General features: G+C 60.5%; 24 protein-coding genes and 2 pseudogenes. 21 read left to right on the top strand and 5 right to left on the bottom strand.

What is annotated here, in order from left to right:
• Positions 1-197: 197 nt before the first annotated feature.
• From ACP7D9_RS25535 to ACP7D9_RS25520, 4 genes and pseudogenes are all read left to right on the top strand, one after another.
• Positions 198-998: a glucose 1-dehydrogenase gene (locus ACP7D9_RS25535; protein ID WP_101160127.1), complete on the top strand. Its 801-nt coding sequence runs from the start codon at positions 198-200 to the stop codon at positions 996-998.
• On the top strand, positions 991-2,817 hold the full coding sequence (locus tag ACP7D9_RS25530) for a glycoside hydrolase family 15 protein (RefSeq protein WP_426159969.1): 1,827 nt from the start codon (positions 991-993) through the stop codon (positions 2,815-2,817). The genes ACP7D9_RS25535 and ACP7D9_RS25530 overlap by 8 nt, the downstream gene beginning before the upstream one ends.
• A gap of 309 nt (positions 2,818-3,126) precedes the next feature.
• Positions 3,127-3,516, top strand: coding sequence for a hypothetical protein (locus ACP7D9_RS25525; RefSeq protein WP_101160133.1), 390 nt, complete (start codon positions 3,127-3,129; stop codon positions 3,514-3,516).
• A gap of 12 nt (positions 3,517-3,528) precedes the next feature.
• Positions 3,529-3,642: pseudogene (locus ACP7D9_RS25520) on the top strand (BRCT domain-containing protein); the annotation flags it as partial.
• 5 nt (positions 3,643-3,647) lie between these two features.
• On the opposite strand, the pseudogene ACP7D9_RS25515 reads toward ACP7D9_RS25520, so the two are convergent.
• A pseudogene (locus tag ACP7D9_RS25515) lies at positions 3,648-4,616 on the bottom strand (GlxA family transcriptional regulator); the annotation flags it as partial.
• 89 nt (positions 4,617-4,705) lie between these two features.
• Between ACP7D9_RS25515 and inhA the strand changes: the two are divergent.
• The 3 genes from inhA to ACP7D9_RS25500 all read left to right on the top strand — a co-directional run bounded on the left by inhA (position 4,706) and on the right by ACP7D9_RS25500 (position 8,102).
• Positions 4,706-5,392, top strand: coding sequence for an isonitrile hydratase (inhA, locus tag ACP7D9_RS25510; RefSeq protein ID WP_101160136.1), 687 nt, complete (start codon positions 4,706-4,708; stop codon positions 5,390-5,392).
• 250 nt (positions 5,393-5,642) lie between these two features.
• Positions 5,643-6,434 (top strand): CPBP family intramembrane glutamic endopeptidase, encoded by a 792-nt coding sequence (locus ACP7D9_RS25505; protein ID WP_101157395.1) that lies wholly within the window; start codon positions 5,643-5,645, stop codon positions 6,432-6,434.
• Positions 6,435-6,536: 102 nt separating this feature from the next.
• Positions 6,537-8,102, top strand: a complete 1,566-nt coding sequence (locus ACP7D9_RS25500; protein ID WP_101157393.1) for a methyl-accepting chemotaxis protein — start codon at positions 6,537-6,539, stop codon at positions 8,100-8,102.
• 190 nt (positions 8,103-8,292) lie between these two features.
• Here the strand turns inward: ACP7D9_RS25500 and ACP7D9_RS25495 are convergent, their stop codons facing one another.
• Complete coding sequence (locus ACP7D9_RS25495; RefSeq protein ID WP_101157391.1) at positions 8,293-8,646, bottom strand: DUF6124 family protein; 354 nt, start codon at positions 8,644-8,646, stop codon at positions 8,293-8,295.
• 773 nt (positions 8,647-9,419) lie between these two features.
• Positions 9,420-10,097, bottom strand: coding sequence for an alpha/beta family hydrolase (locus ACP7D9_RS25490; RefSeq protein ID WP_426159968.1), 678 nt, complete (start codon positions 10,095-10,097; stop codon positions 9,420-9,422).
• Positions 10,098-10,189: 92 nt separating this feature from the next.
• On the opposite strand from ACP7D9_RS25490, the gene ccoN (ACP7D9_RS25485) reads away from it, so the two are divergent.
• The 8 genes from ccoN (ACP7D9_RS25485) to ccoP (ACP7D9_RS25450) all read left to right on the top strand — a co-directional run bounded on the left by ccoN (ACP7D9_RS25485) (position 10,190) and on the right by ccoP (ACP7D9_RS25450) (position 17,087).
• A complete protein-coding gene (gene ccoN, locus ACP7D9_RS25485) occupies positions 10,190-11,614 on the top strand; it encodes a cytochrome-c oxidase, cbb3-type subunit I (protein WP_426159967.1) in 1,425 nt (474 codons plus the stop codon).
• A gap of 10 nt (positions 11,615-11,624) precedes the next feature.
• Complete coding sequence (gene ccoO / locus ACP7D9_RS25480; RefSeq protein ID WP_090282591.1) at positions 11,625-12,233, top strand: cytochrome-c oxidase, cbb3-type subunit II; 609 nt, start codon at positions 11,625-11,627, stop codon at positions 12,231-12,233.
• 3 nt (positions 12,234-12,236) lie between these two features.
• Positions 12,237-12,434 (top strand): cbb3-type cytochrome oxidase subunit 3, encoded by a 198-nt coding sequence (locus tag ACP7D9_RS25475; protein WP_101157385.1) that lies wholly within the window; start codon positions 12,237-12,239, stop codon positions 12,432-12,434.
• Positions 12,431-13,384 (top strand): cytochrome-c oxidase, cbb3-type subunit III, encoded by a 954-nt coding sequence (gene ccoP / locus ACP7D9_RS25470; protein ID WP_426159966.1) that lies wholly within the window; start codon positions 12,431-12,433, stop codon positions 13,382-13,384. The genes ACP7D9_RS25475 and ccoP (ACP7D9_RS25470) overlap by 4 nt, the downstream gene beginning before the upstream one ends.
• A 481-nt stretch (positions 13,385-13,865) precedes the next feature.
• Positions 13,866-15,308: a cytochrome-c oxidase, cbb3-type subunit I gene (gene ccoN, locus ACP7D9_RS25465; protein ID WP_024012334.1), complete on the top strand. Its 1,443-nt coding sequence runs from the start codon at positions 13,866-13,868 to the stop codon at positions 15,306-15,308.
• Positions 15,308-15,916, top strand: a complete 609-nt coding sequence (gene ccoO, locus ACP7D9_RS25460) for a cytochrome-c oxidase, cbb3-type subunit II (RefSeq protein WP_426159965.1) — start codon at positions 15,308-15,310, stop codon at positions 15,914-15,916. The genes ccoN (ACP7D9_RS25465) and ccoO (ACP7D9_RS25460) overlap by 1 nt, the downstream gene beginning before the upstream one ends.
• Before the next feature lie 5 nt (positions 15,917-15,921).
• On the top strand, positions 15,922-16,107 hold the full coding sequence (locus ACP7D9_RS25455; RefSeq protein ID WP_003175465.1) for a CcoQ/FixQ family Cbb3-type cytochrome c oxidase assembly chaperone: 186 nt from the start codon (positions 15,922-15,924) through the stop codon (positions 16,105-16,107).
• Positions 16,104-17,087, top strand: a complete 984-nt coding sequence (gene ccoP, locus ACP7D9_RS25450; protein ID WP_101157381.1) for a cytochrome-c oxidase, cbb3-type subunit III — start codon at positions 16,104-16,106, stop codon at positions 17,085-17,087. The genes ACP7D9_RS25455 and ccoP (ACP7D9_RS25450) overlap by 4 nt, the downstream gene beginning before the upstream one ends.
• A gap of 57 nt (positions 17,088-17,144) precedes the next feature.
• Here the strand turns inward: ccoP (ACP7D9_RS25450) and ACP7D9_RS25445 are convergent, their stop codons facing one another.
• Positions 17,145-18,113, bottom strand: coding sequence for a metallophosphoesterase family protein (locus tag ACP7D9_RS25445; protein WP_426159964.1), 969 nt, complete (start codon positions 18,111-18,113; stop codon positions 17,145-17,147).
• Positions 18,114-18,619: 506 nt separating this feature from the next.
• Here ACP7D9_RS25445 and ccoG point away from each other — a divergent pair.
• From ccoG to hemN, 6 genes are all read left to right on the top strand, one after another.
• Positions 18,620-20,035 carry a cytochrome c oxidase accessory protein CcoG gene (gene ccoG / locus ACP7D9_RS25440; RefSeq protein WP_426159963.1) on the top strand — a complete coding sequence of 472 codons (1,416 nt, stop codon included), beginning with the start codon at positions 18,620-18,622 and terminating at the stop codon, positions 20,033-20,035.
• A 13-nt stretch (positions 20,036-20,048) separates the two neighbouring features.
• The gene (locus tag ACP7D9_RS25435) at positions 20,049-20,588 is read left to right on the top strand and encodes a FixH family protein (RefSeq protein WP_101157375.1); all 540 of its coding nucleotides are present in this window, start codon (positions 20,049-20,051) and stop codon (positions 20,586-20,588) included.
• Between the two features lie 135 nt (positions 20,589-20,723).
• A complete protein-coding gene (locus ACP7D9_RS25430; protein WP_426159962.1) occupies positions 20,724-23,174 on the top strand; it encodes a heavy metal translocating P-type ATPase in 2,451 nt (816 codons plus the stop codon).
• 23 nt (positions 23,175-23,197) lie between these two features.
• On the top strand, positions 23,198-23,410 hold the full coding sequence (gene ccoS / locus ACP7D9_RS25425; RefSeq protein WP_101157371.1) for a cbb3-type cytochrome oxidase assembly protein CcoS: 213 nt from the start codon (positions 23,198-23,200) through the stop codon (positions 23,408-23,410).
• A complete protein-coding gene (locus ACP7D9_RS25420; RefSeq protein ID WP_426159961.1) occupies positions 23,403-24,086 on the top strand; it encodes a sulfite exporter TauE/SafE family protein in 684 nt (227 codons plus the stop codon). Before ccoS ends, ACP7D9_RS25420 begins: the two co-directional genes overlap by 8 nt.
• A gap of 169 nt (positions 24,087-24,255) precedes the next feature.
• Positions 24,256-25,638 carry an oxygen-independent coproporphyrinogen III oxidase gene (gene hemN / locus ACP7D9_RS25415; protein WP_426159960.1) on the top strand — a complete coding sequence of 461 codons (1,383 nt, stop codon included), beginning with the start codon at positions 24,256-24,258 and terminating at the stop codon, positions 25,636-25,638.
• Here the strand turns inward: hemN and ACP7D9_RS25410 are convergent.
• Positions 25,635-26,117, bottom strand: coding sequence for a hypothetical protein (locus tag ACP7D9_RS25410; protein ID WP_426159959.1), 483 nt, complete (start codon positions 26,115-26,117; stop codon positions 25,635-25,637). The genes hemN and ACP7D9_RS25410 overlap by 4 nt on opposite strands.
• Positions 26,118-26,178: the final 61 nt, after the last annotated feature.

Genomic DNA, 26,178 nt, shown 5'->3' with positions numbered 1-26,178 from the left:
GCTTGAATGCCGTGGAAGCGCACAATTGTTAGCCGTCTGTGAAGGCCCCTTCGCTCGCACAGGCGAAATGCAGTCCCCTGTGGGAGCGAGCTTGCTCGCGAAGGGGCCGGCATCACCGCCGCTTTCTGCACCGAATGAACTCTCATGGCCCGCAACCAGTCAGCTGTCTATGCCCACCATTCGAGGCCCAGACATTCATGCAGATCTCCCTCGCCCGACAAGTAGCCCTCGTCACCGGCGCCAGCTCCGGCATCGGCCATGCCGCCGCCAAAGCATTGGCCGCCGCCGGCGCTGCGGTCGTGATCAACTACAACAGCAGCGCCAGACCCGCTGAAGCGCTGGCCGCGCAAATCAACGCCGAGGGCGGCAAGGCCCTCGCCATTGGTGCCGATGTTTCGAAAGAAGACGAGGTCGAGCGGCTGTTCGCCAAGACCGTCGACGCCTTCGGTTCGCTGGACATTCTGGTGGCCAATTCGGGGCTGCAAAAAGACGCCGCCGCCGTGGACATGACGCTCGATGACTGGAACAAGGTGATCGGCGTCAACCTCACCGGGCAGTTTCTCTGCGCGCGGGCAGCGTTGCGGATCTTCCAGCGTCAGGGCGTGCGCGCAGGCGTATCGCGCGCGGCAGGCAAGATCATTCACATGAGCTCGGTGCACCAGCGCATCCCATGGGCCGGGCATGTCAATTACGCCGCCTCCAAGGGTGGCGTCGATCAGTTGATGCAGAGCCTCGCCCAGGAAGTCAGCCACCAGCGCATCCGCATCAACAGCATCGCGCCCGGTGCGATCAGCACCGCGATCAACGCTGAAGCCACCGCAGGCGCGGCCGGCGAAAAACTCCTCGAACTGATTCCCTACGGCCGTATTGGCGATGTCGAGGACGTTGCCAATGCGGTGGTGTTCCTCGCTTCCGACCTGTCCGACTACATCGTCGGCACCACCCTGTTCATCGATGGCGGGATGAGCCTCTATCCGGAGTTTCGCGGCAATGGCTGAGCCTGAAATCGAACAACAAAGCGCCATTGATGCACATGGCATCATCGGCGACATGCGCAGCGCCGCGCTGGTCAATGACAAGGGCAGCGTGGATTTTTTCTGCTGGCCGGAGTTCGACAGCCCGACGATTTTCTGCTCGCTGCTGGACACCCCTGACGCAGGCATTTTCCAACTCGCGCCGGACCTGCCGGATGCGCGCCGCGAACAGATTTATCTGCCCGACACCAATGTCTTGCAAACCCGCTGGCTGAGCGAACACGCGGTGGTGGAAATCACCGATCTGTTGCCCATCGGTGACGACGTCGACGCCTTGCCCCTGCTGATGCGCCGGGTGCGGGTCGTCAGCGGTTCGGCGACATTCAATCTGCGCTGCGCGGTGCGCCACGATTATGGCCGCGCGCAAACCCGGGCAGAGATGGACGAGCGAGACGTAACGTTCAGTGCTGCCGGCCAGCCGTCGATTCGCCTTTCCTCTGATCAGGCACTGCAAATCGACGCACAAGCGGCCGTCGCGCAGTTCACCCTCAAGCACAATGAAACCGCCGCGTTCATGCTCGGCGGCAGCGACGACCCGCGTTTTGCCGAAGGCGCCGCCGAGCTGTGCATGCAGCGCACTTTGAAATTCTGGCGCGGCTGGCTCGGCCAATCCAACTATCGCGGGCGCTGGCGGGAAATGGTCAATCGCTCAGCCCTCGCCCTGAAACTGCTGACCTCGCGCCGCCAGGGCGCGATTCTCGCCGCCGCTACTTTCGGCCTGCCGGAGACCCCCGGCGGCGAGCGCAATTGGGATTATCGCTACACATGGATCCGCGACGCGTCGTTCACCGTGTATGCGTTCATGCGTCTGGGCTTCGTCGACGAGGCCAACCACTACATGCAGTGGCTGCGCGGGCGGGTCAGCGATTGCTGTGGCAAACCGATGAAACTCAACATCCTCTATGCCATCGATGGCCAACAGGAGTTGCCGGAAACCGAGCTGACGCATCTGGCCGGCCACGGCGGCGCGCAGCCGGTGCGCATCGGCAACGGCGCTTATGAGCAAGTCCAGCTCGACATCTTCGGCGAGCTGATGGACGCGGTGTATCTGGTCAACAAATACGGTGACGCGATTTCCCATGAAGGCTGGCGGCACGTCGGCGAAGTGGTCGATCAGGTCTGTGAGGCCTGGCAGAGCGAAGATGTCGGCATCTGGGAAATGCGCGGCGAGACTCATCACTTCCTGCACTCACGGCTGATGTGCTGGGTTGCCCTGGACCGCGCAATCCGTCTGGCCTCCAAGCGTTCGCTGCCGGCACCGTTTGCCCGTTGGGATCAGACCCGCCAAGCCATCTACACCGACATCTGGGACAACTTCTGGGACGAAGAACGCGGCCATTTCGTCCAGTACAAAGGCGGCACCGCGCTGGACGGCTCGATGCTGCTGATGCCACTGGTGCGCTTCGTCAGCGCCAAGGATCCGCGCTGGCTGTCGACCCTCGAAGCCATCGAAAAAACCCTTGTGCGCGACGGCATGGTCTATCGCTACCGCAACGACGACGCCAACATCGATGGCCTCACAGGCACGGAAGGCGCGTTTGCCGCCTGCTCGTTCTGGTACGTCGAATGCCTGGCCCGGGCCGGGCAGGTGGAAAAAGCCCATCTGGAGTTTGAACAATTGCTGCGATATGCCAACCCGCTGGGGCTGTACGCCGAAGAGTTCGACAGCCATGGCCGCCACCTGGGCAACACGCCGCAAGCCCTGACGCATCTGGCGTTGATCAGTGCGGCGAGCTTTCTTGATCGCAAGTTGAGTGGCGAGAAGAGTTCCTGGCAGCCATAGCGCTGACTGCTTTTTCGCCAGCGCTTGTCAGACCGATCCCTGATCCAGAGGTATTTTTCAACAACGGGCCTTACGCCAGACAACTGGCTCAGGCCCGTGCCCGCCGTCAAACCTGCGCAGCGGTTACGTCTGACGACAGTCTGTGTAAAAACCGCGCCTGCAAAAACCACTCACGTCACGTTGAAACGCTTCCCGCAACGTGCGCTTACACCCCGAAATACCTTGTTGCCAGCCGTTACATCCACACCTACCATCCAACGCAACGGGCACAGCGGAGCTGTCCAACCACCCCGAATTCAAGGAAACGGAATGCCTCACCACGTCCAGCGCAGCATCGCCTCCCCCCTTCGCACCGGGCTGACCCGCACCCAGCTCTGGGAAGGCGCCGACAAGGGCCTGATCAAATGCTGGGAAATCGGCCGCCAGCGCGCCGAACGCTTTCCCGAACTGGCCCAGCGCTGCCTGGCCGGTGAATTGCCAGTGCTGGGCTGGAAGGGTGGCGTCAGTCGCAGCCTGAAGAAAAACGAGAAGTACGGCTCGCTGAAATACCTGGCGCAGTGGCAAGGCTTGCGCGGTGAGGATCTGGACATTGAGCTGGCGCAGGAGCGTTCTTTGACGTGCTCGCGGACGAAGATGAAGGTGACGTTTACGCCGGACCGGACCAAGTATTTCAATCAGGTGGCGGAAGTTGAGGCTTAAGGAGAGGCAGAAATGGTCGATTTACATCAGGAGTTTCAAAGCAGCGGTTTCTATCACGAAGCGCGGATTGATCGTCGCTCTGCGGATGCCTTGGTTGGTGTCGCAGCGGGACTTGCCCCTGAAGGTGTTGAATCTGCTGCAACGCTGACCGAAAACCGCTCCCGATAAGCCTGCGGCGTCACGCCAATGGCTCGCAGAAAACTGCGCCGCAGCGTCTCTTCACTGCCGAAACCGCAATTGGCGGCGATGCGTTTGACCGGCAGGCCGGTGTCGCTGAGCAGTCGCCGGGCGGTTTCCACGCGGATCAATTCGATCGCCCGCGCCGGGGTCTGGCCGGTGTCGGCGCGGTAGTGGCGGATGAAGCTGCGTTCGCTCATGCCGGCCTGTTCGGCGAGGGTGGGGATGCCGAGGTCGCAGGTCAGGTTTTCGGCGATCCAGGCGTGGAGTTCATCGAAGCGGTTGCCTTGTTGTTGCAGCGACAGCGTCACGCTGAATTGCGACTGCCCGCCCGGGCGTTTCAGGAAGACGACCAAGTGCCGGGCGACGTCGAGGGCGATGTCGCGACCGAGGTCTTCTTCGACCATGGCCAACGCCAGATCGATGCCTGCCGTGACGCCGGCCGAGGTCCACACCGGGCCGTCGTTGATGAAAATCGGATTGGCTTCCACGTGCAGATTGGGATGTTGCGCAGCCAGTTGCTCGCAGCGCGTCCAGTGGGTGACCACGCGGCGGCCATCGAGCCAGCCGCTGGCGGCGAGCAAAAAGGCCCCGGTGCACACCGAAGCCACGCGACGGCAATGAATGCCGTGCTGGCGCACCCAGTCGACCAATTGCTGGTCTTCGGCGGCGGGATAAATGCCCCAGCCGCCAGCGATGATCAACGTGTCGCTGGGCGTTTGTGGCAACGGTTCGGCCAGCACCGCCAACCCCGCCGATGACATCACCGCCCCGCCGCCGCTGGCGATCACGCTCGGCGCATAGGGCGTCGGCATGCCGCGCTGGCGCGCAAGATCGTTGGCCGAGGCGAACACCTGCAACGGCCCGGTGACATCGAGAATCTGCATGTTGGCAAACGCGAGGACGTGAATGGCTTTGGGCATTTGGCGTAATTCGTGGGGTGATTGGCGTATGCGCCAGAACCTACGCGCCTACAGTGCAGTCGTCCACTTCTTTCAACGGAGCCAGAACGATGACGCTGCAGATCGGTTTTCTATTATTCCCGCAGGTTCAGCAACTCGACCTGACCGGCCCTTACGACGTGCTCGCCTCGTTGCCCGGCGTGCAGGTGCATCTGGTCTGGAAGGACCTGATGCCGGTGACGTCCAGCACGGGTTTGCTGCTCAAACCGACCACAACCTTCGACGATTGCCCGAATCTGGACGTGATTTGCGTGCCCGGCGGTGGCGGCGTCGGGCCGCTGATGGAAGACCAGCAGACGCTGGACTTCATCAAACGCCAGGCCGCCCAGGCACGTTACGTGACCTCGGTGTGTACCGGCTCGCTGGTGCTCGGCGCGGCGGGTCTGCTGAAGGGCAAACACGCGACTACGCATTGGGCTTATCACGAGTTGCTGCCGACGCTGGGGGCAATTGCGGTGAAGGATCGGGTGGTGCGTGATGGCAATCTTTTTACCGGTGGCGGGATCACCGCCGGAATCGATTTCGCCTTGGTGCTGGCGGCGGAACTGGTCGATGCCGACACGGCGCAACTGGTGCAGTTGCAACTGGAATATGCGCCGGCCCCGCCGTTCAATGCCGGCAGCCCGGACGTGGCACCGAGTGCAGTGGTCGATGAAGCACGGCTGCGCGCGGCGCCTTCGCTGACGTTGCGCACGGAGATTACCGAGCGCGCGGCGGCCAAGCTGGGCCTGCGCTGATACCGAACGCCCAGCGATTTCTGCGTGAAATGATCCAATGTGGGAGCGGGCTTGCTCGCGAATGCGCTGTGTCAGTCACCTATTCTGTATCGGTGACACCCCGTTCGCGAGCAAGCCCGCTTCCACATTGGGTTCTGTATATGACTATCGAGCGTTGCGTTGTCCCGGTTTTTTCGCCACACCTTCACTTGTCCCACCTCCCTCGCCCGTGTAGAAAGCCCCTTCCAGAAATCTCGCACAAGGACTTTGGATGAAGGCGCTGCCCTGGCTTTATCTCGCGCTGCTCAGCCTCGGCTACGGATTGGCCCTGAGCTACGGCCAACTTGGTTGGCTGGCATTGATCTCCGTGGGGCTGTTGCTGTTCGCCGCGTTCGCCGTGCGCCAGCAACAGGTGCCGGTCGCGCGCTGGCTCGGCCATGGCCTGTTCATTGTTTTGGCCGTGGCGCTGGCGCTGCATTGGCTGCCGGGTTTTGCCAATGGCCGCGTAATCAACCCGCAACGTCTTACTGACGACGCCGTGCCGTTCGCGATGCACCTCAACCTCGACAAGCCGCTGGTGGGCTTCTGGCTGCTGCTGGTCTGCCCGTGGATTGTTGCGCGGCGTTCGTTGCGCCTGACTGTTTATGCCACCGCCCTCGCGCTGACGTTATGCGCGGCACTCGCCCTCGGCGGCGCGCTGTTGCTCGGTGTGATCACCTGGGCGCCGAAGTGGCCGGATCAGGCCTGGCTGTGGGTGCTGAACAATCTGCTGCTGGTGACGCTGGTCGAGGAAGCGCTCTTTCGCGGCTATATACAGGGCGGACTCAGCCATCGCTTCAAGCACCTGCCATATGGCGACAACCTCGCGCTGCTGTTGGCTTCGCTGCTGTTTGGCATGGCGCATGCCGGCGCCGGCTGGACCTGGGTGTTACTGGCGGGACTGGCCGGGGTCGGCTATGGTCTGGCCTACCGTTTCGGCGGCCTGGGCGCAGCGATCGCCACGCATTTGGGCTTGAACCTGCTGCACTTCGGCCTGTTCACCTATCCGATGCTGGCCAATTGACGCAAGCGCCGTTTTGCGACGGCGTACTTAAATCTGAAAAAAAACTTCAATAAAAACCTGTCAGCGCCGACAACCTTTCAAAGCCTTGCGGATTGAAAAACCATGCGTAACAACCAGCCCATCACACAACGCGAGCGGACCTTTCCAGCTCAGCAACGGTTGATTTCCACCACCGATGCCAAGGGCGTGATCACCTACTGCAACGACGATTTCGTCGAAATCAGCGGGTTTTCGCGGGATGAACTGATCCGTGCGCCGCACAATCTGGTTCGCCATCCAGACGTGCCGTCGGCGGTGTTCGCGCACATGTGGGGCACGCTGAAACAAGGCTTGCCATGGATGGGCATCGTCAAGAATCGCTGCAAGTCCGGTGACCATTATTGGGTGAACGCCTATGTCACACCGGTGTTTGATGGCAGCCAGGTGATCGGTTACGAGTCGGTGCGCGTCAAGCCCACCGCCGAACAGATCCGCCGCGCCGAAGCGCTCTACCAACGCATCAATCAGGGCAAGTCGGCGATTCCATCCACCGATAAATGGCTGCCGATCCTGCAGGACTGGCTGCCGTTCATTCTGGTCAGCCAATTGAGCTTCATGATTGGCGCGACGCTGACCTCGCAATGGGGCTTTGCCCTCGCCGCCGCGCTGTCGGTGCCGCTAGGCCTGATGGGCCTGCAATGGCAGCAACGCGGGCTCAAGCGCCTGCTGCGCCTGGCCGAGCAGACCACCTCCGACCCGCTGATCGCGCAGATGTACACCGACAGTCGGGGCGCGCAGGCACGTCTGGAGATGTCGATCCTCAGCCAGGAAGCCCGCTTGAAAACCTGCCTGACCCGCCTGCAGGATACCGCCGAACACTTGACCGATCAGGCCAAGCAGTCCGATGCCCTCGCGCACAACAGCTCGACCGGTCTGGAACGCCAGCGCGTGGAAACCGAACAGGTCGCCACCGCCGTCAACCAGATGGCCGCCACCACCCAGGAAGTCGCCAGCCACGTGCAACGCACCGCTGACGCCACCCAGGAGGCCAACCGCCTCACCGGTCGCGGCCGCGACATCGCAGGTGAAACCCGCGAAGCCATTCAGCGCCTGTCGGTCGTCGTCGGCGAAACCGGCCTGACCGTGACGCAACTGGCCAAGGACAGCGACGAAATCGGCGGCGTGGTCGACGTGATCAAAGGCATCGCCGACCAGACCAACCTGCTCGCCCTCAACGCCGCCATCGAAGCGGCCCGTGCCGGTGAAATGGGCCGTGGTTTTGCCGTAGTGGCCGACGAAGTCCGTCAATTGGCACAACGCACCAGCGAATCGACCGGGCAGATTCACGCCCTGATCGCCAAGCTGCAACAGACCGCCTCCAGCGCCGTGCAAACCATGGAAGCCGGGCATCGCCAGGCTGAAGAAGGCGTGGCTCGGGTACTAGAGGCGGATCAGGCTCTGGTCGGCATCAGCGAAGCAGTGGCCAACATCACCGACATGACCACCCAGATCGCCGCCGCGACCGAAGAGCAAAGTGCGGTGGCTGAAGAGATCAGCCGCAACATCAGCAACATTTCGGAGTTGGCTGATCAGACGTCCGAGCAGGCGCAAAACTCGGCGTTGTTGAGTGAAGAGCTGACGAAGACGGCCAACACGCAGTATTCGTTGGTGGCGCGGTTTAACCGCTAACAGCAAAAGATCGCAGCCTGGGGCAGCTCCTACAGATAATCGTAGGAGCTGCCCCAGGCTGCGATCTTTTGACCTTGGAAGCCCGGACCGCGAAAGCTGTCCGGGCTTTTGTTCTTGATAGGGAATTTTTGGTGTCTGGCAAGCCGCCATCGCGAGCCTGCTCGCGAAGGGGCCATAACAACCAACGCGATTATTGAGGCAACTTCAGCTTATCCAGCAGTCGATTGACCAACAGTTCGTTGAGCATGATCACCTGTTGCAGCGCCAGCAGTGGTTTGCGTTCCGGGCCGCCTATTGAGTTGGCGATATTACCGGCCATGGCATGCGCGTATGAAAGCGACTCGCAAGCCTCGACCAACAGGGTTTCGTCATCCAGCGTGGGATCGACAACATAGACCGGGCGATATTTTGGCGAACTTGGCGGGGCTGCCAGGTCTTCAGGTTTGAGGTAGTAATCGAGGGCGCGGTCGGTGGCTTCCTGGACTTTTTGCGGATCGAACGCGGGGTCGTGGGGGATTGGCGGGTTGGGGGTTACTTTGAACAAAACGAGGGTGGCGGCCATACGCGGGTTGGTAGACCGGCTGTAATAGGAACCCGGCGCCCGCGAACGAGCCCCACGCATGACCACCATATAAACCGAGCCCCCAAAAAAGGACGGTATTAAGGCGTAGACATACGGCCATTACAGACGGGCTACCAAACCCGATCACTACTTTCTGTCAGTGACCGAGAAACGATATAGCCAACCTCATGGCCGCGTAAGCCGGCGGATTCTGGCGTACGCGTAGGCAACGGCGCGAGGAGTTGTAGCCGGGATGGCGTAACGAATCGTGTAGTTTAAACGGGGTTATTTGATGGTGTTTAAGTGCAGGCATTGCCTCTGACGGGCTGGTGGTTTGAGGTCGTCTGGAAGAGAGCTTTCGCGAGCAGGCTCGCTTCCACAGAAAAGCAAAATCAAAAGATCGCAGCCTTCGGCAGCTCCTACAACGATGAGTGTTAGCTCGAGTGCTTTTGATCTTGATCCACCGGCGACGCCGGAAGGCTGAGTGGAGGGATTGATCCGGGCGTGGGAGCGCAGCGACCGTTCGACGCAGTCGTACACAGCGCAAGGAGGTGCAGCGCAGCGCACCGGAGCCGCTGCGCCCGGATCGATCCCGCAGCGAAGGGACCCGAGCCTGCGAGGGCCGAACGTAGGAGCTAGCGTTTCTTGCTTACTTTTTTTCTGGGCCGGCATTCCGGGCGCTTGTAAAAAACTAAGTCGCCGTCAAGCGAAACCGCCAGCCGCAGCTCCCGAAGCAACGGATATGCCCCCACCCCTCACCGCAAAAACAAAGCCACCTCCCGCGCAGCACTATCCAAATGATCCGCATGCGTAAACCCGGAAGCCTTGAGCGGCTTCAAATCATGATCGCCAGCCGCCAGCCACATCACCTCAATACTCGGTGACAAGCTGTAAGCCGCAACCGCCTCGCGATTCCCCAGAGCATCCCGCTCCCCCTGCACAATCAACGCCCGCGTGCGCAGCGAAGCCAAATGTTCAACCCGCGGTTTCTCCGGCTTGCCCACCGCATAAAACGGGTACCCCAGACACACCAACGCATCCACCCCCAGCTCATCCGCCACCAGACTCGCCATCCGCCCGCCCATCGACTTCCCGCCAATCGCCAAAACCCCAGCGACATGACGCCGCACAAGCGCAAACACCTCCCGCCAGCAATCCAGCAGTTTCGGCGCAGGATTCGGCGGACGTTTAACACCGTCCACCCGCCGCTGCGCCATATACGGAAACTCAAAGCGCAACACGTTGACCCCAAGCCCGGCAAGGCGCCCAGCCATGTCATTCATCCAGTCACTGTCCATTGGCGCCCCAGCACCGTGGGCGAGGATCAACGTCGCCGAAGCCTCGCCCGACGCCGCATTCCAAAGCCACCCATGATCGAGCACACACTGCGCCCATTGATCCCCGTCAATACTGGCCTTGTGCTGTTTGTCCATGCTTGCCTCGCTTTTAGTCTGCCTATAACTCCAGGCGAAGGATTCGCGCGGTTTGCGCGCGCTCACTTCGGCTGAACCGTGGATGGGGAACCATGAACACTTCTATCAGTACCGCCTACAACTACAAGGTGGTCCGCCAATTCGCCATTATGACGGTGGTGTGGGGCATCGTCGGCATGGGCCTCGGGGTTTTTCTCGCGGCGCAATTGGTCTGGCCGCAGCTCAACTTCGATTTGCCCTGGACCAGTTTCGGCCGTCTGCGCCCGCTGCACACCAACGCGGTGATCTTCGCCTTTGGTGGCTGTGCGCTGTTCGCCAGTTCGTTCTACTCGGTGCAACGCACCTGCCAGACGCAGTTGTTTGCACCAAAAATCGCCGCGTTCTGCTTCTGGGGCTGGCAACTGGTGATCCTGCTGGCGGCGATCAGCCTGCCGCTGGGTTACACCAGTTCCAAGGAATACGCCGAGCTGGAGTGGCCGATCGACATTCTGATCACCATCGTCTGGGTCGCCTACGCGATCGTGTTCTTCGGCACGATCATGCAGCGCAAGACCAAACACATTTATGTCGGTAACTGGTTTTTCGGCGCGTTCATCATCACCGTGGCGATTCTGCACATCGTCAACAACCTTGAATTGCCGGTGAGTTTCACCAAGTCCTACTCGCTGTACGCCGGCGCGACCGACGCGATGGTGCAGTGGTGGTACGGCCACAACGCCGTGGGCTTTTTCCTCACCGCCGGCTTCCTCGGCATGATGTATTACTTCGTGCCGAAGCAGGCCGAGCGTCCGGTGTATTCGTATCGCTTGTCGATCGTGCACTTCTGGGCGTTGATCACCCTGTACATCTGGGCCGGCCCGCACCACCTGCACTACACCGCCCTGCCGGACTGGGCGCAGTCGCTGGGCATGGTGATGTCGCTGATTCTGCTGGCGCCGAGCTGGGGCGGCATGATCAACGGCATGATGACCCTCTCGGGTGCCTGGCATAAGTTGCGCAGCGACCCGATCCTGCGTTTCCTTGTGGTGTCGCTGGCGTTCTACGGCATGTCGACCTTCGAAGGCCCGATGATGGCCATCAAGACGGTAAACGCCCTCTCCCACTACACCGACTGGACCATCGGCCATGTTCACGCCGGCGCGCTCGGCTGGGTGGCGATGATTTCCATCGGCGCGCTGTACCACATGATCCCGAAAATCTTCGGCAAAGCGCAGATGCACAGCATCGGGTTGATCAACGCGCATTTCTGGCTCGCGACCATCGGCACCGTGCTCTACATCGCGTCGATGTGGGTCAACGGCATCGCCCAGGGCCTGATGTGGCGCGCGGTCAACGAGGACGGCACGCTGACTTACTCCTTCGTTGAAACCCTGGTGGCCAGCCACCCGGGCTTTGTCGTGCGACTGATCGGCGGGGCGATTTTCCTGAGCGGCATGTTGCTGATGGCTTACAACACCTGGCGCACCGTGCGGGCCTCGCAGCCTGCCGAAGTCGTCGCTGCCGCGCAGATGGCCTGAGGAGTTCGCCATGAAACACGAAACGATTGAAAAGAACGTCGGCCTGTTGATGCTGTTGATGGTGTTCGCCGTGAGCATCGGCGGCCTGACCCAGATCGTCCCGCTGTTCTTCCAGGACGTCACCAACAAACCGGTGGAAGGCATGAAGCCCTACACCGCGCTGCAACTGGAAGGCCGCGACATCTATATCCGCGAAGGCTGCGTCGGTTGCCACTCGCAGATGATCCGCCCCTTCCGCGCCGAAACCGAACGCTATGGGCACTACTCGGTAGCCGGCGAAAGCGTCTGGGATCATCCATTCCTGTGGGGCTCGAAACGTACTGGGCCAGACCTCGCCCGGGTCGGCGCGCGCTACTCGGATGATTGGCATCGCGCGCACTTGTACAACCCGCGCAACGTCGTGCCGGAATCGAAGATGCCGGCCTATCCGTGGCTGGTCACGCAAGCGGTCGACAGCAGCCATACCGAAACCAAGCTGAAAACCATGCGCACCCTCGGCGTGCCGTACACCGACGACGACATCAGCGGCGCGGTCGCCAGCCTCAAGGGCAAGACCGAAATGGACGCCCTCGTCGCCTACCTGCAAGTGCTTGGCACTGCGATCAAGAGCAAGAGGTGAGCCATGGTCATTGAAATGAGTGCAGGCCTGATCCGCGGCCTCGGCACGGTCGTGGTGTTCGTCGCGTTCGTCGGCCTGACCTTGTGGGTGTTCAACCGCAAGCGCACCCCGGAGTTCGCCGAAGCACGTCTGCTGCCGTTCGCCGACGAACCACTACCCGACACAAACCCCGCCTCTGAAACAAGGAGTACCCGGCCATGACCACCTTCTGGAGTACGTGGATCTGCGTACTGACCATTGGCAGCCTGATCGGCCTGACCTGGCTGCTGATCGGCACCCGCCGGGGCGAGACCAAGGGCAGCGTCGACCAGACCATGGGCCACAGCTTCGATGGCATCGAGGAATACGACAACCCGCTGCCGCAGTGGTGGTTCATGCTGTTCGCCGGCACGCTGGTGTTCTCGGTGGGCTATCTGATTCTGTATCCGGGCCTGGGCAACTGGAAAGGGATCCTGCCCGGCTACGAAGATGGCTGGACCGGCGTGCACGAGTGGGAAAAGGAAATGAACAAGGCTGACGCCCGTTTCGGCCCGATCTTCGCCAAGTTTGCCGCCATGCCGCTGGAAGAAGTGGCCAAGGATCCACAGGCTTTGAAAATGGGCGGCCGTCTGTTCGCGTCCAATTGCTCGGTGTGCCACGGCTCGGATGCCAAGGGCGCATTCGGCTTCCCTAATCTCACCGACAGCGACTGGCGCTGGGGCGGTGAGGCCGAGACGATCAAGACCACCATCATGGGCGGGCGGATGGCGGCGATGCCGGCGTGGGGCGAAGTACTCGGTGAGGCCGGGGTGAAAAACGTTGCAGCCTACGTGCGTCACGAGCTGGCCGGCCTGCCCCTGCCTGCCGACAGCAAAGCGGATCTGCAAGCCGGGCAGCAAGCGTTCAGCACCACGTGTGTGGCTTGCCACGGTGCCACGGGCCAAGGCACCCCGGCCATGGGCGCGCCAAACCTCACCCACCCGGCCGGCTTCATTTATGGCACCAGTCTGACCCAACTGGAGCAGACAATACGCCATGGACGCCAAGGACATATGCCAGCGCAGAACGAGCTGCTGGGCAATGACAAAGTGCAGCTGCTTGCCGCTTATGTCTACAGCCTCAGCCATGTATTGAATACAGAAAAACTCGTAACTGAAGACATAACGAAGTAGATAATGAACACACAACTGCCGTGACTTTTTTGTCGCGGCAGTTTCCCGCCCCCTTGCGACGCATTGTCGCACCCCTTGCAACCTCTCCTTTCGGAACCCCGGATTCGGGTCTACGCTTCATCGAAGCGGACCGGCTGAAGTCGGTTTTCAGATCAATCCCGAACGATGCGCGCCATGAACCGGTTAATGGATTCGCCGCAAAGGCAGGCAGTTAACGGCTGTTGCGCCGATTGCCCTTAACCCCCCGATCACGACCTGTGTACAGGCACCGGTGACGGCGATCCGGACCCCGCGCTTTTTTCGTTCACTGCGACATTTTTTCACAGGCCATTTTTGACCCTACGCGGCACATGGAAAGGCCGCAGAATCAGCGTTGGAAAGCATTGACCCAGGTCATGGCGCGTTGCAATGACCCCCTGCTTTATACATACTTGCGGCCGATTTTATCCCTATAAAAATACCCAAACCGTGGAACCTTAGAATGAGCACAGCAATCAGTCCGACTGCTTATAACTATAAGGTAGTCCGCCAGTTCGCCATCATGACGGTGGTCTGGGGGATCCTTGGCATGGGGCTCGGTGTCTTCATCGCCTCGCAACTGGTCTGGCCGGAACTGAACTTCGGTCTGCCGTGGACGAGCTTTGGACGCTTGCGCCCGTTGCACACAAACCTGGTGATTTTTGCCTTCGGTGGTTGTGCACTGTTCGCCACTTCCTACTATGTCGTGCAGCGAACCTGCCAGACGCGACTGATTTCCGACAGCCTCGCGGCCTTCACCTTCTGGGGCTGGCAAGCGGTGATCGTCGGCGCCATCATCACCTTGCCGCTGGGTTACACCACCACCAAGGAATACGCCGAGCTGGAATGGCCGATCGCGATTTTGCTGGCGATTGTCTGGGTCACCTACGGTCTGGTGTTCTTCGGCACCATCACCAAGCGCAAAACCAAGCACATCTATGTCGGCAACTGGTTCTACGGCGCGTTCATTGTCGTGACCGCGATGCTGCACATCGTCAACCACATGTCGCTGCCGGTCAGCCTGTTCAAGTCGTATTCGGCGTACTCCGGCGCCACTGACGCGATGATCCAGTGGTGGTACGGCCACAACGCGGTGGGTTTCTTCCTGACCACCGGTTTCCTCGGGATGATGTACTACTTCGTGCCGAAGCAGGCCGAACGCCCGATCTATTCCTATCGTCTGTCGATCGTGCACTTCTGGGCGCTGATCACCCTGTACATCTGGGCCGGCCCGCACCACCTGCACTACACCGCCCTGCCGGACTGGGCGCAGTCGCTGGGCATGGCGATGTCGATCATCCTCCTGGCGCCAAGCTGGGGCGGCATGATCAACGGCATGATGACCCTCTCGGGCGCCTGGCATAAGTTGCGCACCGACCCGATCCTGCGTTTCCTCGTGGTATCGCTGGCGTTCTACGGCATGTCGACCTTCGAAGGTCCGATGATGGCGATCAAGACCGTCAACTCGCTCTCGCACTACACTGACTGGACCATCGGCCACGTACACGCCGGCGCTCTCGGCTGGGTAGCCATGATCTCGATCGGCGCGATCTACCACATGATTCCTAAACTGTTCGGCCGTGCGCAGATGCACAGCACCGGTCTGATCAACGCGCACTTCTGGCTCGCCACCATTGGCACCGTGCTGTACATCGCTTCGATGTGGGTCAACGGCATCACCCAGGGCCTGATGTGGCGTGCAATTAACGATGACGGCACCCTCACCTACTCGTTCGTCGAAGCGCTGCAGGCCAGCCACCCGGGCTTCATTGTCCGTGCGCTGGGCGGGGCGTTCTTTGCCAGCGGCATGCTGCTGATGGCTTACAACGTGTACCGCACCGTACGCGCGTCGGATCCGGTTGAAGCCGAAGCCGCCGCCAAGATTGCCGTCGTTGGAGCTCACTGATGAAGCATGAAGCTGTCGAGAAGAATATTGGCCTGCTGGCCTTCTTCATGGTCATCGCCGTCAGCGTCGGTGGCCTGGCCCAGATCGTTCCGCTGTTCTTCCAGGACGTCACCAACAAGCCGGTCGAGGGCATGAAGCCGCGCTCGGCGCTGGAACTGGAAGGCCGCGACGTCTACATCGCCAACGGTTGTGTCGGCTGCCACTCGCAGATGATCCGTCCGTTCCGCGCTGAAACCGAACGCTATGGCCACTACTCGGTTGCCGGTGAAAGCGTCTGGGACCACCCGTTCCTGTGGGGTTCCAAACGTACCGGGCCGGACCTGGCCCGAGTGGGCGGTCGTTACTCCGATGACTGGCAACGTGCGCACTTGTACAACCCGCGCAACGTGGTGCCCGAGTCGAAAATGCCGGCTTATCCGTTCCTCGTGGAAAACAAGCTCGACGGCAAGGAAACCGCGAAAAAAATGGAAGTGTTGCGCACTCTCGGCGTCCCCTACACCGACGAAGACATCGCCGGTGCACAGGATGCCGTGAAGGGCAAAACCGAAATGGACGCGCTGGTGGCCTATCTGCAAGGCCTGGGCACCATCATCAAAAGCAAACGGTGAATCTGATGGATATCGGGATGATTCGAGGCCTGGGCACCGTTGTCGTGATGGTGGCCTTCATCGGTCTGGCCTTGTGGGTATTCAGCCCCAAGCGCAAGTCGGAGTTTGAAGACGCGACCCTGTTGCCTTTTGCGGATGATCCCGAAGCCATCAAGCACGTCGAGCAAGCTTCTAGGAGTAACAAAGAATGACTACATTCTGGAGTCTGTACGTCACAGTCCTCAGTCTCGGTACGATCTTCGCGCTGACCTGGCTGTTGCTGTCGACCCGCAAGGGCCAGCGCAGCGAACAGACGGACGAGACGGTCGGCCACTCCTTCGACGGGATCGAGGAGTACGACAACCCGCTGCCGAAATGGTGGTTCATGCTGTTCGTTGGCACGATCATTTTCGCCTTGGGTTATCTGGTGCTGTATCCGGGCCTGGGCAACTGGAAAGGTCTGTTGCCGGGTTACAACTATCTGGATAACGAAAAGCAGACCGCATTCGCCAACGGCCAGACCGGCTGGACCGGCGTGCACGAATGGGAAAAGGAAATGGCACGTTCGGACGCCCGCTTCGGACCGATTTTCGCCAAGTTCGCCGCCATGCCGATTGAAGAAGTCGCCAAGGATCCGCAAGCACTGAAAATGGGCGGTCGCCTGTTCGCCTCCAACTGCTCGGTGTGCCACGGCTCCGACGCCAAGGGCGCCTACGGCTTCCCCAACCTGACCGATGCTGACTGGCGCTGGGGCGGCGAGCCGGAAACCATCAAGACCACCATCATGGGCGGCCGCCACGCGGTGATGCCGGCCTGGGCGGAAGTGATCGGCGAGCAAGGCGTGGCCGACGTGGCGGCCTTCGTGGTGACCAACCTCGACGGACGCAAACTGCCGGAAGGCACCAAAGCCGATCCGGCCAACGGGCAGAAACTGTTCGCGGCCAACTGCGTGGCCTGCCACGGCCCTGCCGGCAAAGGCACCCCGGCCATGGGCGCGCCTGACCTGACCCATCCGGGCGCATTCATCTACGGCTCAAGCTTCGCGCAACTGCAGCAGACCATCCGTTACGGCCGCCAGGGCCAGATGCCGGCGCAGGAACAACTGCAGGGCAACGACAAGGTGCATCTGCTGGCGGCGTATGTTTACAGCTTGTCCCATGGCGAAAAAGCACCCGAAGCGAACGCTGAATAAGGCCAACGCTCGATACCAGAAAGGCCTCGCCAATTTCGATTGGCGGGGCCTTTTTCGTTACTCCTTTCTAACATCGACAGTCGCGATCAATTTACGGCTTGGCCAATTGTTGGCGTTAACCTGATGCACGTTCATCGTCTTGCGATCTGCGGCGAATTCGGTGATCAAGTAGGTCTGATTCGACGCGCCGCCGCTGAGATACACCGGGACACTGCCGAAACTGTCCGAATTGCGGTAGTAGCCGCCGGGGCTGTTGTGCAAGTGCCCTGCGAACACTGCGGTCACGGCGTACTTCTCGATCATCGCCCGGAATCGATCCACTTGCTCGCTGGTGCCGGCCCAGCGATCAGGCTTGTGCATGTTCAGAATGATGATCTGACCTTTCTCACGAGCCACTTTCAAATCTTTCTCCAGCCAGTCAAGGGCATCGGAAATTTCGTAATCGACTTTGAACAATGGAAATCCGGAAGAGAACCGCACTGAATAAGTCGGTTCGTTATTCAATTGCACCAGATGCACATCGCCATAATTTTTCGAATAGGCAAGACTGCCATAAAAGGTTTTTCTGCCTTTTTCATCTCTCAGTGCCAGATCAAAGGTGTCGACCTTGCCCCAATAGCGTTCTTTCAAGTCCGTGATGCTGCCGGCGGCACAGTTGTTTTCGGGAAAACTGCAATCATTGATGTTGTTCTGGTAGTCATGATTACCGAGACCGTAGTCGTAGACTCCGCCAAGTTGCCGATCGAGAATTTCCTTTACCGTGGAACGTTCCGAGCCATGCCCAAATGCAGTCATGTCACCGTTGATCGTCACCGGGATCCGCTCGATATACTGATGGAAGTTTCGTCGAAAATTCGCCACGTCAGAATACTGGCTTTCAATCAGCCAGCGCGAGAGTTTGTCCCGTTCCGAAGATGACTCATCCCAGCCATAATCAGAACTTTCGGTCCATGGAAATTGTGGATCGGAAGTGAAGATCATATGGTTGGGTGAGTATTCGTCTCGGCCGTAGGCAGTCGTCGCCAACAGAACAATCAATAGCGAGCACGCGCCTACAAACTTTTTACATAACATAAGAGATCCCTCTCATTAAAAATAAAACCGACCAACATTGACCGGCGATTCAAACTACAACAATCAACCCACCAGACAAACCGAACATTAATAACTTATATTTCACACCAGACGCGCTATTGACTTAAGCGAACTACCGTATTGCATATTTTGATACAGGCTTATATGAACCATCGGTGTTTGCACACAGCAGCTAGCTGTCCTGATGACTGTTTGAAAGGGTTTTCCTGCAGCGAATGCACAGACGATGCGAGCAGCAGCCGTCGTCTATAGTCAATTGACCTGTGTCATGCTTTGCTGCATTCGCTACACCATTCAGGTTTTTTCCCCAACGCGACCAAAGGTCGCACCCTTGAGCCGGAGCGACAGGCGTATCATCGGGCCACTGCAACAGCCTTTTTTGACCTTGGTTGGCACGTATCGACCGAGGCATTTTTCCACTGCCGTGGGATGCAATGATGAGCAATCAGATTCCGGTACATGACGTCACGCCGCCAAGCAAGAACGCGAACAACAGCGTCGATCTTTATGCCTCACGAGAAAAAATCTACACCCGTGCCTTCACCGGTCTGTTCCGCAATCTGCGGATGCTCGGCGGCTCGGCGTTGTTTCTGTTGTATTTCGGCACGGTGTGGCTGAACTGGGGCGGTCATCAGGCCGTTTGGTGGAACCTGCCGGAGCGCAAGTTCTTCATCTTCGGCGCGACCTTCTGGCCACAGGATTTCATCCTGCTCTCGGGACTGTTGATCATTGCCGCGTTCGGCCTGTTCTTCATCACTGTCTACGCCGGGCGTGTCTGGTGCGGCTATACCTGCCCGCAAAGCGTGTGGACGTGGATTTTCATGTGGTGCGAGAAGGTCACCGAAGGCGACCGCAATCAGCGCATCAAGCTCGACAAGGCGCCGATGAGCGCCAACAAATTCCTGCGCAAACTGGCCAAGCATTCGCTGTGGCTGCTGATCGGTTTTGTCACCGGCATGACCTTCGTCGGCTACTTCTCACCTATCCGCGAACTGGTCATCGAATTCTTCACGGGCCAGGCCGATGGCTGGTCGTATTTCTGGGTCGGTTTTTTCACCCTCGCCACGTACGGCAATGCCGGTTGGTTGCGTGAGCAGGTGTGCATCTACATGTGTCCGTATGCGCGCTTTCAGAGCGTGATGTTCGACAAGGACACGCTGATCGTTTCCTACGACCCGCGCCGTGGCGAAAGCCGTGGGCCGCGCAAGAAAGGCATCGACTACAAGGCGCTCGGCCTTGGCGACTGCATCGACTGCACGATGTGCGTTCAGGTCTGCCCGACTGGCATCGACATCCGCGATGGCCTGCAGATCGAGTGCATTGGCTGCGCCGCCTGCATCGACGCCTGCGACAGCATCATGGACAAGATGGATTATCCGCGCGGGCTGATCAGCTACACCACCGAGCACAACCTGTCGGGGCAGAAAACCCATAAACTGCGGCCGCGCCTGATTGGTTACGCCGTGGTGTTATTGGCGATGATCAGCCTGTTGGTCGCCGCGTTCTTCATGCGTTCGCTGGTCGGTTTCGACGTCAGCAAGGATCGCGTGCTGTACCGCGAAAACGCCGAAGGCCGGATCGAAAACGTCTACAGCCTGAAGATCATGAACAAGGATCAGCGCGACCACACCTACGTGCTGCAAGCCGAGGGCCTGCCCGACCTGCGCCTGCAAGGCAAACGCGAGATCAAGGTTGCCGCCGGCGACATCGTCAGCATGCCGGTCGAGTTGTCCAGCGCACCGGAACAACTGCCATCGAGCACCAACGAGGTGAAATTCATCCTCAAGGACGCCGATGACGACAGCGTCCACGTTGAAGCCAAGAGCCGATTCATCGGCCCACAAATCCGTTGAGAGAATTTTGAACATGCCCGCTGCAAACGCCGCAAGTCCCTGGTACAAGCACCTCTGGCCGTGGATCATCATCGCGATTCTGGCCTGCTCGGTGGCCTTGACCCTGTCCATGGTGACCATCGCGGTGAACAACCCGGACAACCTGGTCAACGACAACTATTACGAAGCGGGCAAAGGCATCAACCGTTCACTGGACCGTGAATTGCTCGCACAGAACCTGAAACTGCGCGCGGCGGTGCATCTGGACGATATGACTGGCGAAGTCGACCTGCGTTTGAGCGGTGACAGCCTGCCGCAAACCCTGGAACTGAACCTGATCTCGCCGACCCAGCCGGAGAAGGATCGCAAGATTGTTCTGACCCGCAGTGAAAGCGAGACCGGGCGCTACATTGGCCAATTGAGCGACAAGGTCGAAGGCCGGCGGTTTGTCGAGTTGCTTGGCAGCCAGGACGAGCACGTGTGGCGCATGTTTGAAGAAGAACTGGTCAGCCATGACAAGGATCTGCTGCTGGGTGATGAGCCATTGCAGGGTGCGGAAGACCTGAAAAAATAAGCCTTACTCTGATCGTTCCCACGCTCTGCGTGGGAACGCAGCCAGGGACGCTTTGCGTCCCAGCCGAAGCGGACGCGGAGCGTCCGGGAAGGCATTCCCACGCGGAGCGTGGGAACGATCATCGGAACGCGCACCATGACCACTCCGCTCCCCTGCTACCACTGCGCCCTGCCCGTCCCGTCGGGCAGCCGCTTCACCGCTGTCGTCCTCGGGCAGGCACGCGAGTTCTGCTGCCCGGGCTGTCAGGCGGTGGCCGAAGCCATCGTCGCCGGTGGCCTGGAAAGCTATTACCAGCATCGCAGCGAAGCTTCGGCCAACCCCGAAGCGCTGCCGGTGCAACTGAGCGATGAACTGGCGCTGTACGATCGCGCCGACGTGCAGCAACCTTTCGTCCGCCACGAGGGCGACCTGGCCGAAACCACCTTATTGATGGAAGGCATCAGTTGCGCCGCTTGCGGCTGGCTGATCGAAAAGCATCTGCGCACTCTGCCCGCCGTCTCCGAAGCGCGACTGAACCTGTCCAACCATCGCTTGTATGTGCGATGGGCCGATGCGCAATTACCGCTGAGCCAGGTCCTCGCCGAACTGCGCCACATCGGTTACGCCGCCCACCCCTATCAAGCCGACCGCGCCAGCGAACAACTGGCCAGCGAGAATCGCCTGGCCCTGCGCCAACTCGGCGTCGCCGGTTTGCTGTGGTTTCAGGCGATGATGGCGACGATGGCGACGTGGCCGGAATTCAACATCGACCTCAGCCCCGAGCTGCACACGATCCTGCGCTGGGTCGCGCTGTTTCTGACCACACCCATCGTGTTCTACAGCTGCGCGCCGTTCTTCAAAGGGGCGATGCGCGATTTGCGTACCCGCCACCTGACCATGGACGTTTCTGTTTCACTGGCGATCGGCAGCGCTTACATCGCCGGAATATGGACATCGATCACCGGGGTCGGCGAGCTGTACTTCGATGCGGTCGGCATGTTCGCCCTGTTTCTTTTGGCCGGGCGCTATCTGGAACGCCGCGCCCGCGAACGCACCGCTGCCGCCACTGCGCAACTGGTCAACCTGTTGCCGGCCTCGTGCCTGCGCCTGGATAGCGACGGTCAGAGCGAACGCATCCTGCTCAGCGAGTTGCGTGTGGGCGAGCGGATTCTGGTGCAGCCGGGCTCGATTCTGCCGGCTGACGGCAAGATCATCGACGGCCAGTCGAGCATCGATGAATCGCTGCTGACCGGTGAATACCTGCCGCAACCGCGCACACTGGGCGATGCAGTCACCGCCGGCACCCTCAATGTCGAAGGCGCATTGACCGTGCAAGTGCAGGCGCTGGGGCAGGACACGCGTCTCTCCGCGATCGTGCGCCTGCTTGATCGCGCTCAGGCGGAGAAACCGCGTCTGGCGGAAATCGCTGACCGCGCCGCGCAATGGTTTTTGCTGCTGTCGCTGATCGCGGCCGCAGTGATCGGCCTGCTGTGGTGGCAGCTGGATCCCTCACGGGCGTTCTGGATCGTCCTCGCCATGCTGGTGGCGACCTGCCCGTGCGCGCTGTCATTGGCGACGCCGACCGCCCTCACCGCCGCCACCGGCACGCTGCACAAACTCGGGCTGCTGCTGACACGTGGGCACGTGCTGGAAGGCTTGAACCAGATCGACACGGTGATCTTCGACAAGACTGGCACGCTCACAGAAGGTCGCTTGGTGCTGCGCTCGATCCGCCCGCTCGGCGCGCTCGACAGCGAGCAATGCCTGAGCCTTGCCGCCGCGCTGGAAAACCGTTCGGAGCACCCGATCGCCCGCGCGTTCGGTCGTGCGCCGCTGGCCGCCGAGGACGTGCACAGCACCCCGGGCCTGGGCCTTGAAGGGGTCGTCGGCGAGCGCCGTTTGCGCATCGGTCAGGCGTCGTTTGCCTGCGCGTTGAGCGGCGCGGCGTTGCCGTCAATGCCTGAAGAAGCCGGACAATGGCTGTTGCTCGCCGACACCCACGGGCCGCTGGCGTGGCTGGTGCTTGACGATCGCCTGCGTGACGACGCTCCGGCCCTGCTCGCGGCCTGCAAAGCACGGGGCTGGCGTACCTTGCTGTTGTCCGGCGACAGTTCACCCATGGTCGCCAGTGTCGCCGCCGAACTGGGCATCGACGAGGCCCGGGGCGGTCTGCGCCCCGATGACAAACTGCAAGTGTTGCAACAACTGCACAAGCAAGGGCGCAAGGTGCTGATGCTCGGTGACGGCGTCAACGACGTGCCAGTGCTGGCTGCGGCGGACATCAGCGTGGCCATGGGCTCGGCCACCGATCTGGCGAAAACCAGCGCCGATGCGGTGTTGTTGTCCAACCGTCTCGACGCCCTCGTACAAGCCTTCACGCTGGCGCGACGCACGCGCCGGGTAATCATCGAAAACCTGCTGTGGGCGGCGCTGTACAATGGCCTCATGTTGCCGTTCGCTGCCCTCGGCTGGATTACTCCGGTGTGGGCGGCGGTCGGCATGTCGATCAGTTCGCTGACGGTGGTGCTCAATGCCCTGCGCCTGACTCGCCTGCCGAGCGCGCCGGCTACCGGCAGCCCGACCCAAACCCGCCCGCTGCCGGCCTGAGCCGCGCGGGCCTGGAGTGACAGATGCCAGCTCTCTACGTGATGATTCCCGCTGCCTTGCTGATCGTCGCCATCGCCGTGTACATCTTTTTCTGGGCGGTGGACAGCGGTCAGTACGATGACCTCGACAGCCCGGCGCACAGCATCCTCTTTGACGATCAGGACCCCAATCACACCGCCGCAGTAGACGAAGCCAACGCCTTCAAACCGGACGACAAGGCGCCACCTCATGCTTGAACTGGCGCCACTGATGGTCTCGGCGCTGATCCTCGGCCTGCTCGGCGGCGGCCATTGTCTGGGCATGTGCGGCGGCCTGATGGGCGCGCTGACCCTGGCGATCCCCAAGGAACAGCGCAGCCGGCGCTTTCGCCTGTTGCTGGCGTACAACCTGGGGCGGATTCTCAGTTACGCCACGGCGGGATTACTCATCGGCCTGGCCGGCTGGGCGGTTGCCAACAGCCCGGCAGCGCTGTTCATGCGCGTGCTGGCCGGGTTGCTGTTGATCGCGATGGGTTTGTATCTGGCCGGCTGGTGGAGTGGGCTGACCCGGATCGAAGCGCTCGGTCGTGGTTTGTGGCGCTTCATTCAACCCGTCGCGAATCGCCTGCTGCCGGTTTCCAGTCTGCCGCGTGCCCTGCTGCTCGGTGCGTTGTGGGGATGGCTGCCGTGCGGGCTGGTTTACAGCACGTTGCTGTGGAGCGCGAGTCAGGGCAATGCGCTGGATAGCGCATTGCTGATGCTTGCGTTTGGCCTCGGCACCTGGCCTGTGCTGCTCGCCACGGGGCTGGCGGCTGAACGAGTGACCGCGATCCTGCGCAAACGCAGCGTGCGCATGGCCGGTGGCTTGCTGGTGATTGTGTTTGGCCTGTGGACCCTTCCCGGCCCGCATCAGCATTGGCTTATGGGTCATTAGAAGCAAAAGATCGCAGCCTTCGGCAGCTCCTACAGGAGGTCGAATTCCAAGGTAGGAGCTGCCGAAGGCTGCGATCTTTTGATCTTGTGCCGTTGATGCAAATCAACAGCCCCATCGCCGCACCCCGATAGACTCGCCACACTGCCAGCCTATCCGGGGGAATGCCCGCATGCTCGACGCCATTCGTTGGGACACCGATTTGATCCGCCGTTACGATCTGGCGGGGCCGCGCTACACCTCGTACCCGACTGCCGTGCAATTTCACGGTCAGGTCGGCACCTTTGACCTGTTCCATGCCCTGCGCGACAGCCGCAAGGCGCAGCGGCCGCTGTCGTTGTACGTGCATGTGCCGTTCTGCGCGAACATTTGCTATTACTGCGCCTGCAACAAAGTCATCACCAAGGATCGCGGTCGCGCACAGCCGTATCTGCAGCGGCTCGAGCAGGAAATCCAGATGATTGCCTGCCACCTCGACCCGGCGCAAAAAGTCGAGCAACTGCATTTCGGTGGCGGTACACCGACCTTTCTCAGCCACGACGAACTGCGCCAGCTGATGGCGCACCTGCGCGAGCATTTCAACTTACTCAATGATGACTCGGGCGATTACGGCATCGAAATCGACCCGCGCGAAGCCGACTGGTCGACCATGGGCCTCTTGCGAGAACTGGGTTTCAATCGGGTCAGCATCGGTCTGCAAGACCTTGACCCGGCGGTGCAGCGCGCAGTCAATCGCCTGCAAAGCCTGGAAGAAACCCGCGCGGTGATCGATGCGGCACGCACTCTGCAATTTCGCTCGATCAACATCGATCTGATTTATGGCCTGCCGAAGCAGACACCGGACAATTTCGCCCGCACCGTCGAGGAAGTGATCAGCCTGCAACCGGATCGTCTTTCGGTATTCAACTACGCGCACTTGCCGGAACGCTTCATGCCGCAACGACGGATCAACAGCAGCGATTTGCCGAGCCCGGCGCACAAGCTGGAAATGCTTCAGCGCACCATCGAGCAATTGATCGCGGCCGGTTACCGCTACATCGGCATGGACCACTTCGCTCTGCCCGACGACGAGCTGGCGATCGCTCAGGAAGACCACACCCTGCAACGCAACTTTCAGGGTTACACCACCCACGGCCACTGCGACCTCATTGGGTTAGGCGTGTCGGCGATCAGTCAGATTGGCGATTTGTACTGCCAGAACAGCAGCGACCTCAATGCCTATCAGAACAGCCTTGTCAGCGCGCAACTGGCGACCAGTCGGGGCCTCGTGTGCAACGCCGACGATCGCTTGCGCCGCGCGGTGATTCAGCAGCTGATCTGCAATTTCACTCTGGTATTTGCCGAGATCGAACAGCAGTTCAACGTCGATTTCCAAGGCTATTTCGGCGGGCTATGGCCGCAATTGCAGGGTATGGCCGATGATGGCCTGATCAAACTTGATCGCGAGCGGATCGAGGTATTGCCGGCGGGCCGATTGCTGGTGCGCTCGGTGTGCATGGTCTTCGATGCGTACCTTGAGCAGCAGAACCGCCAGCGTTTCTCGCGAGTGATTTAAGGTTTGGTCAGCAACGAGCCGACCTTGAGGTTCTGATCCGGGGTCAGCGCCGACTGGTTCATGACTTTCGACAAGGCCAGGTTGGCGGTGATCAGGCCGCTGTTGAGGGCGGCAATAGCGCCACGCAGGGCGGCGAGCTTGTTGATCTTTTCTTCAATGGAAAGGGTTTTGTCTGACATGACTGCCGCCATGCGGGCTTTCTTCTCGACGATTTCTTTTTGGATTTTTCGAATCATTTTCAGCAAATGCCGGATGTTCTCTGGCAAGCCGCTGTTGTCGATGTCACTGTTTTTGCCGCCGACAGCAGCGGATTTGGCGATGGCCGCACCGGACAGCGACACTTTGACGCCCTCGACCAAGGTCGGGGTTGCGGTGTTGGACATCTCGTCATCGCGGCCCGTTGCAGTGTCGCTTTTGGTGACCCCTGGCGAAGCAGTAACGCCACTACTACCGGGGCTTAGCGTGCCAATGGCGGTCATCGGGGCCTTCCTTGGATGAATGCTGATAACAGGTTATCGGCCGTAAGTGCTGCGGCTTTAT

Origin of the sequence: Pseudomonas sp. TSRC2-2 (assembly GCF_049897785.1) — a bacterium.
Taxonomy (GTDB): Bacteria; Pseudomonadota; Gammaproteobacteria; order Pseudomonadales; family Pseudomonadaceae; genus Aquipseudomonas.
Note: the sequence above shows the minus strand (reverse complement) of the source record. Positions and strands in the feature narration are given on the sequence as shown.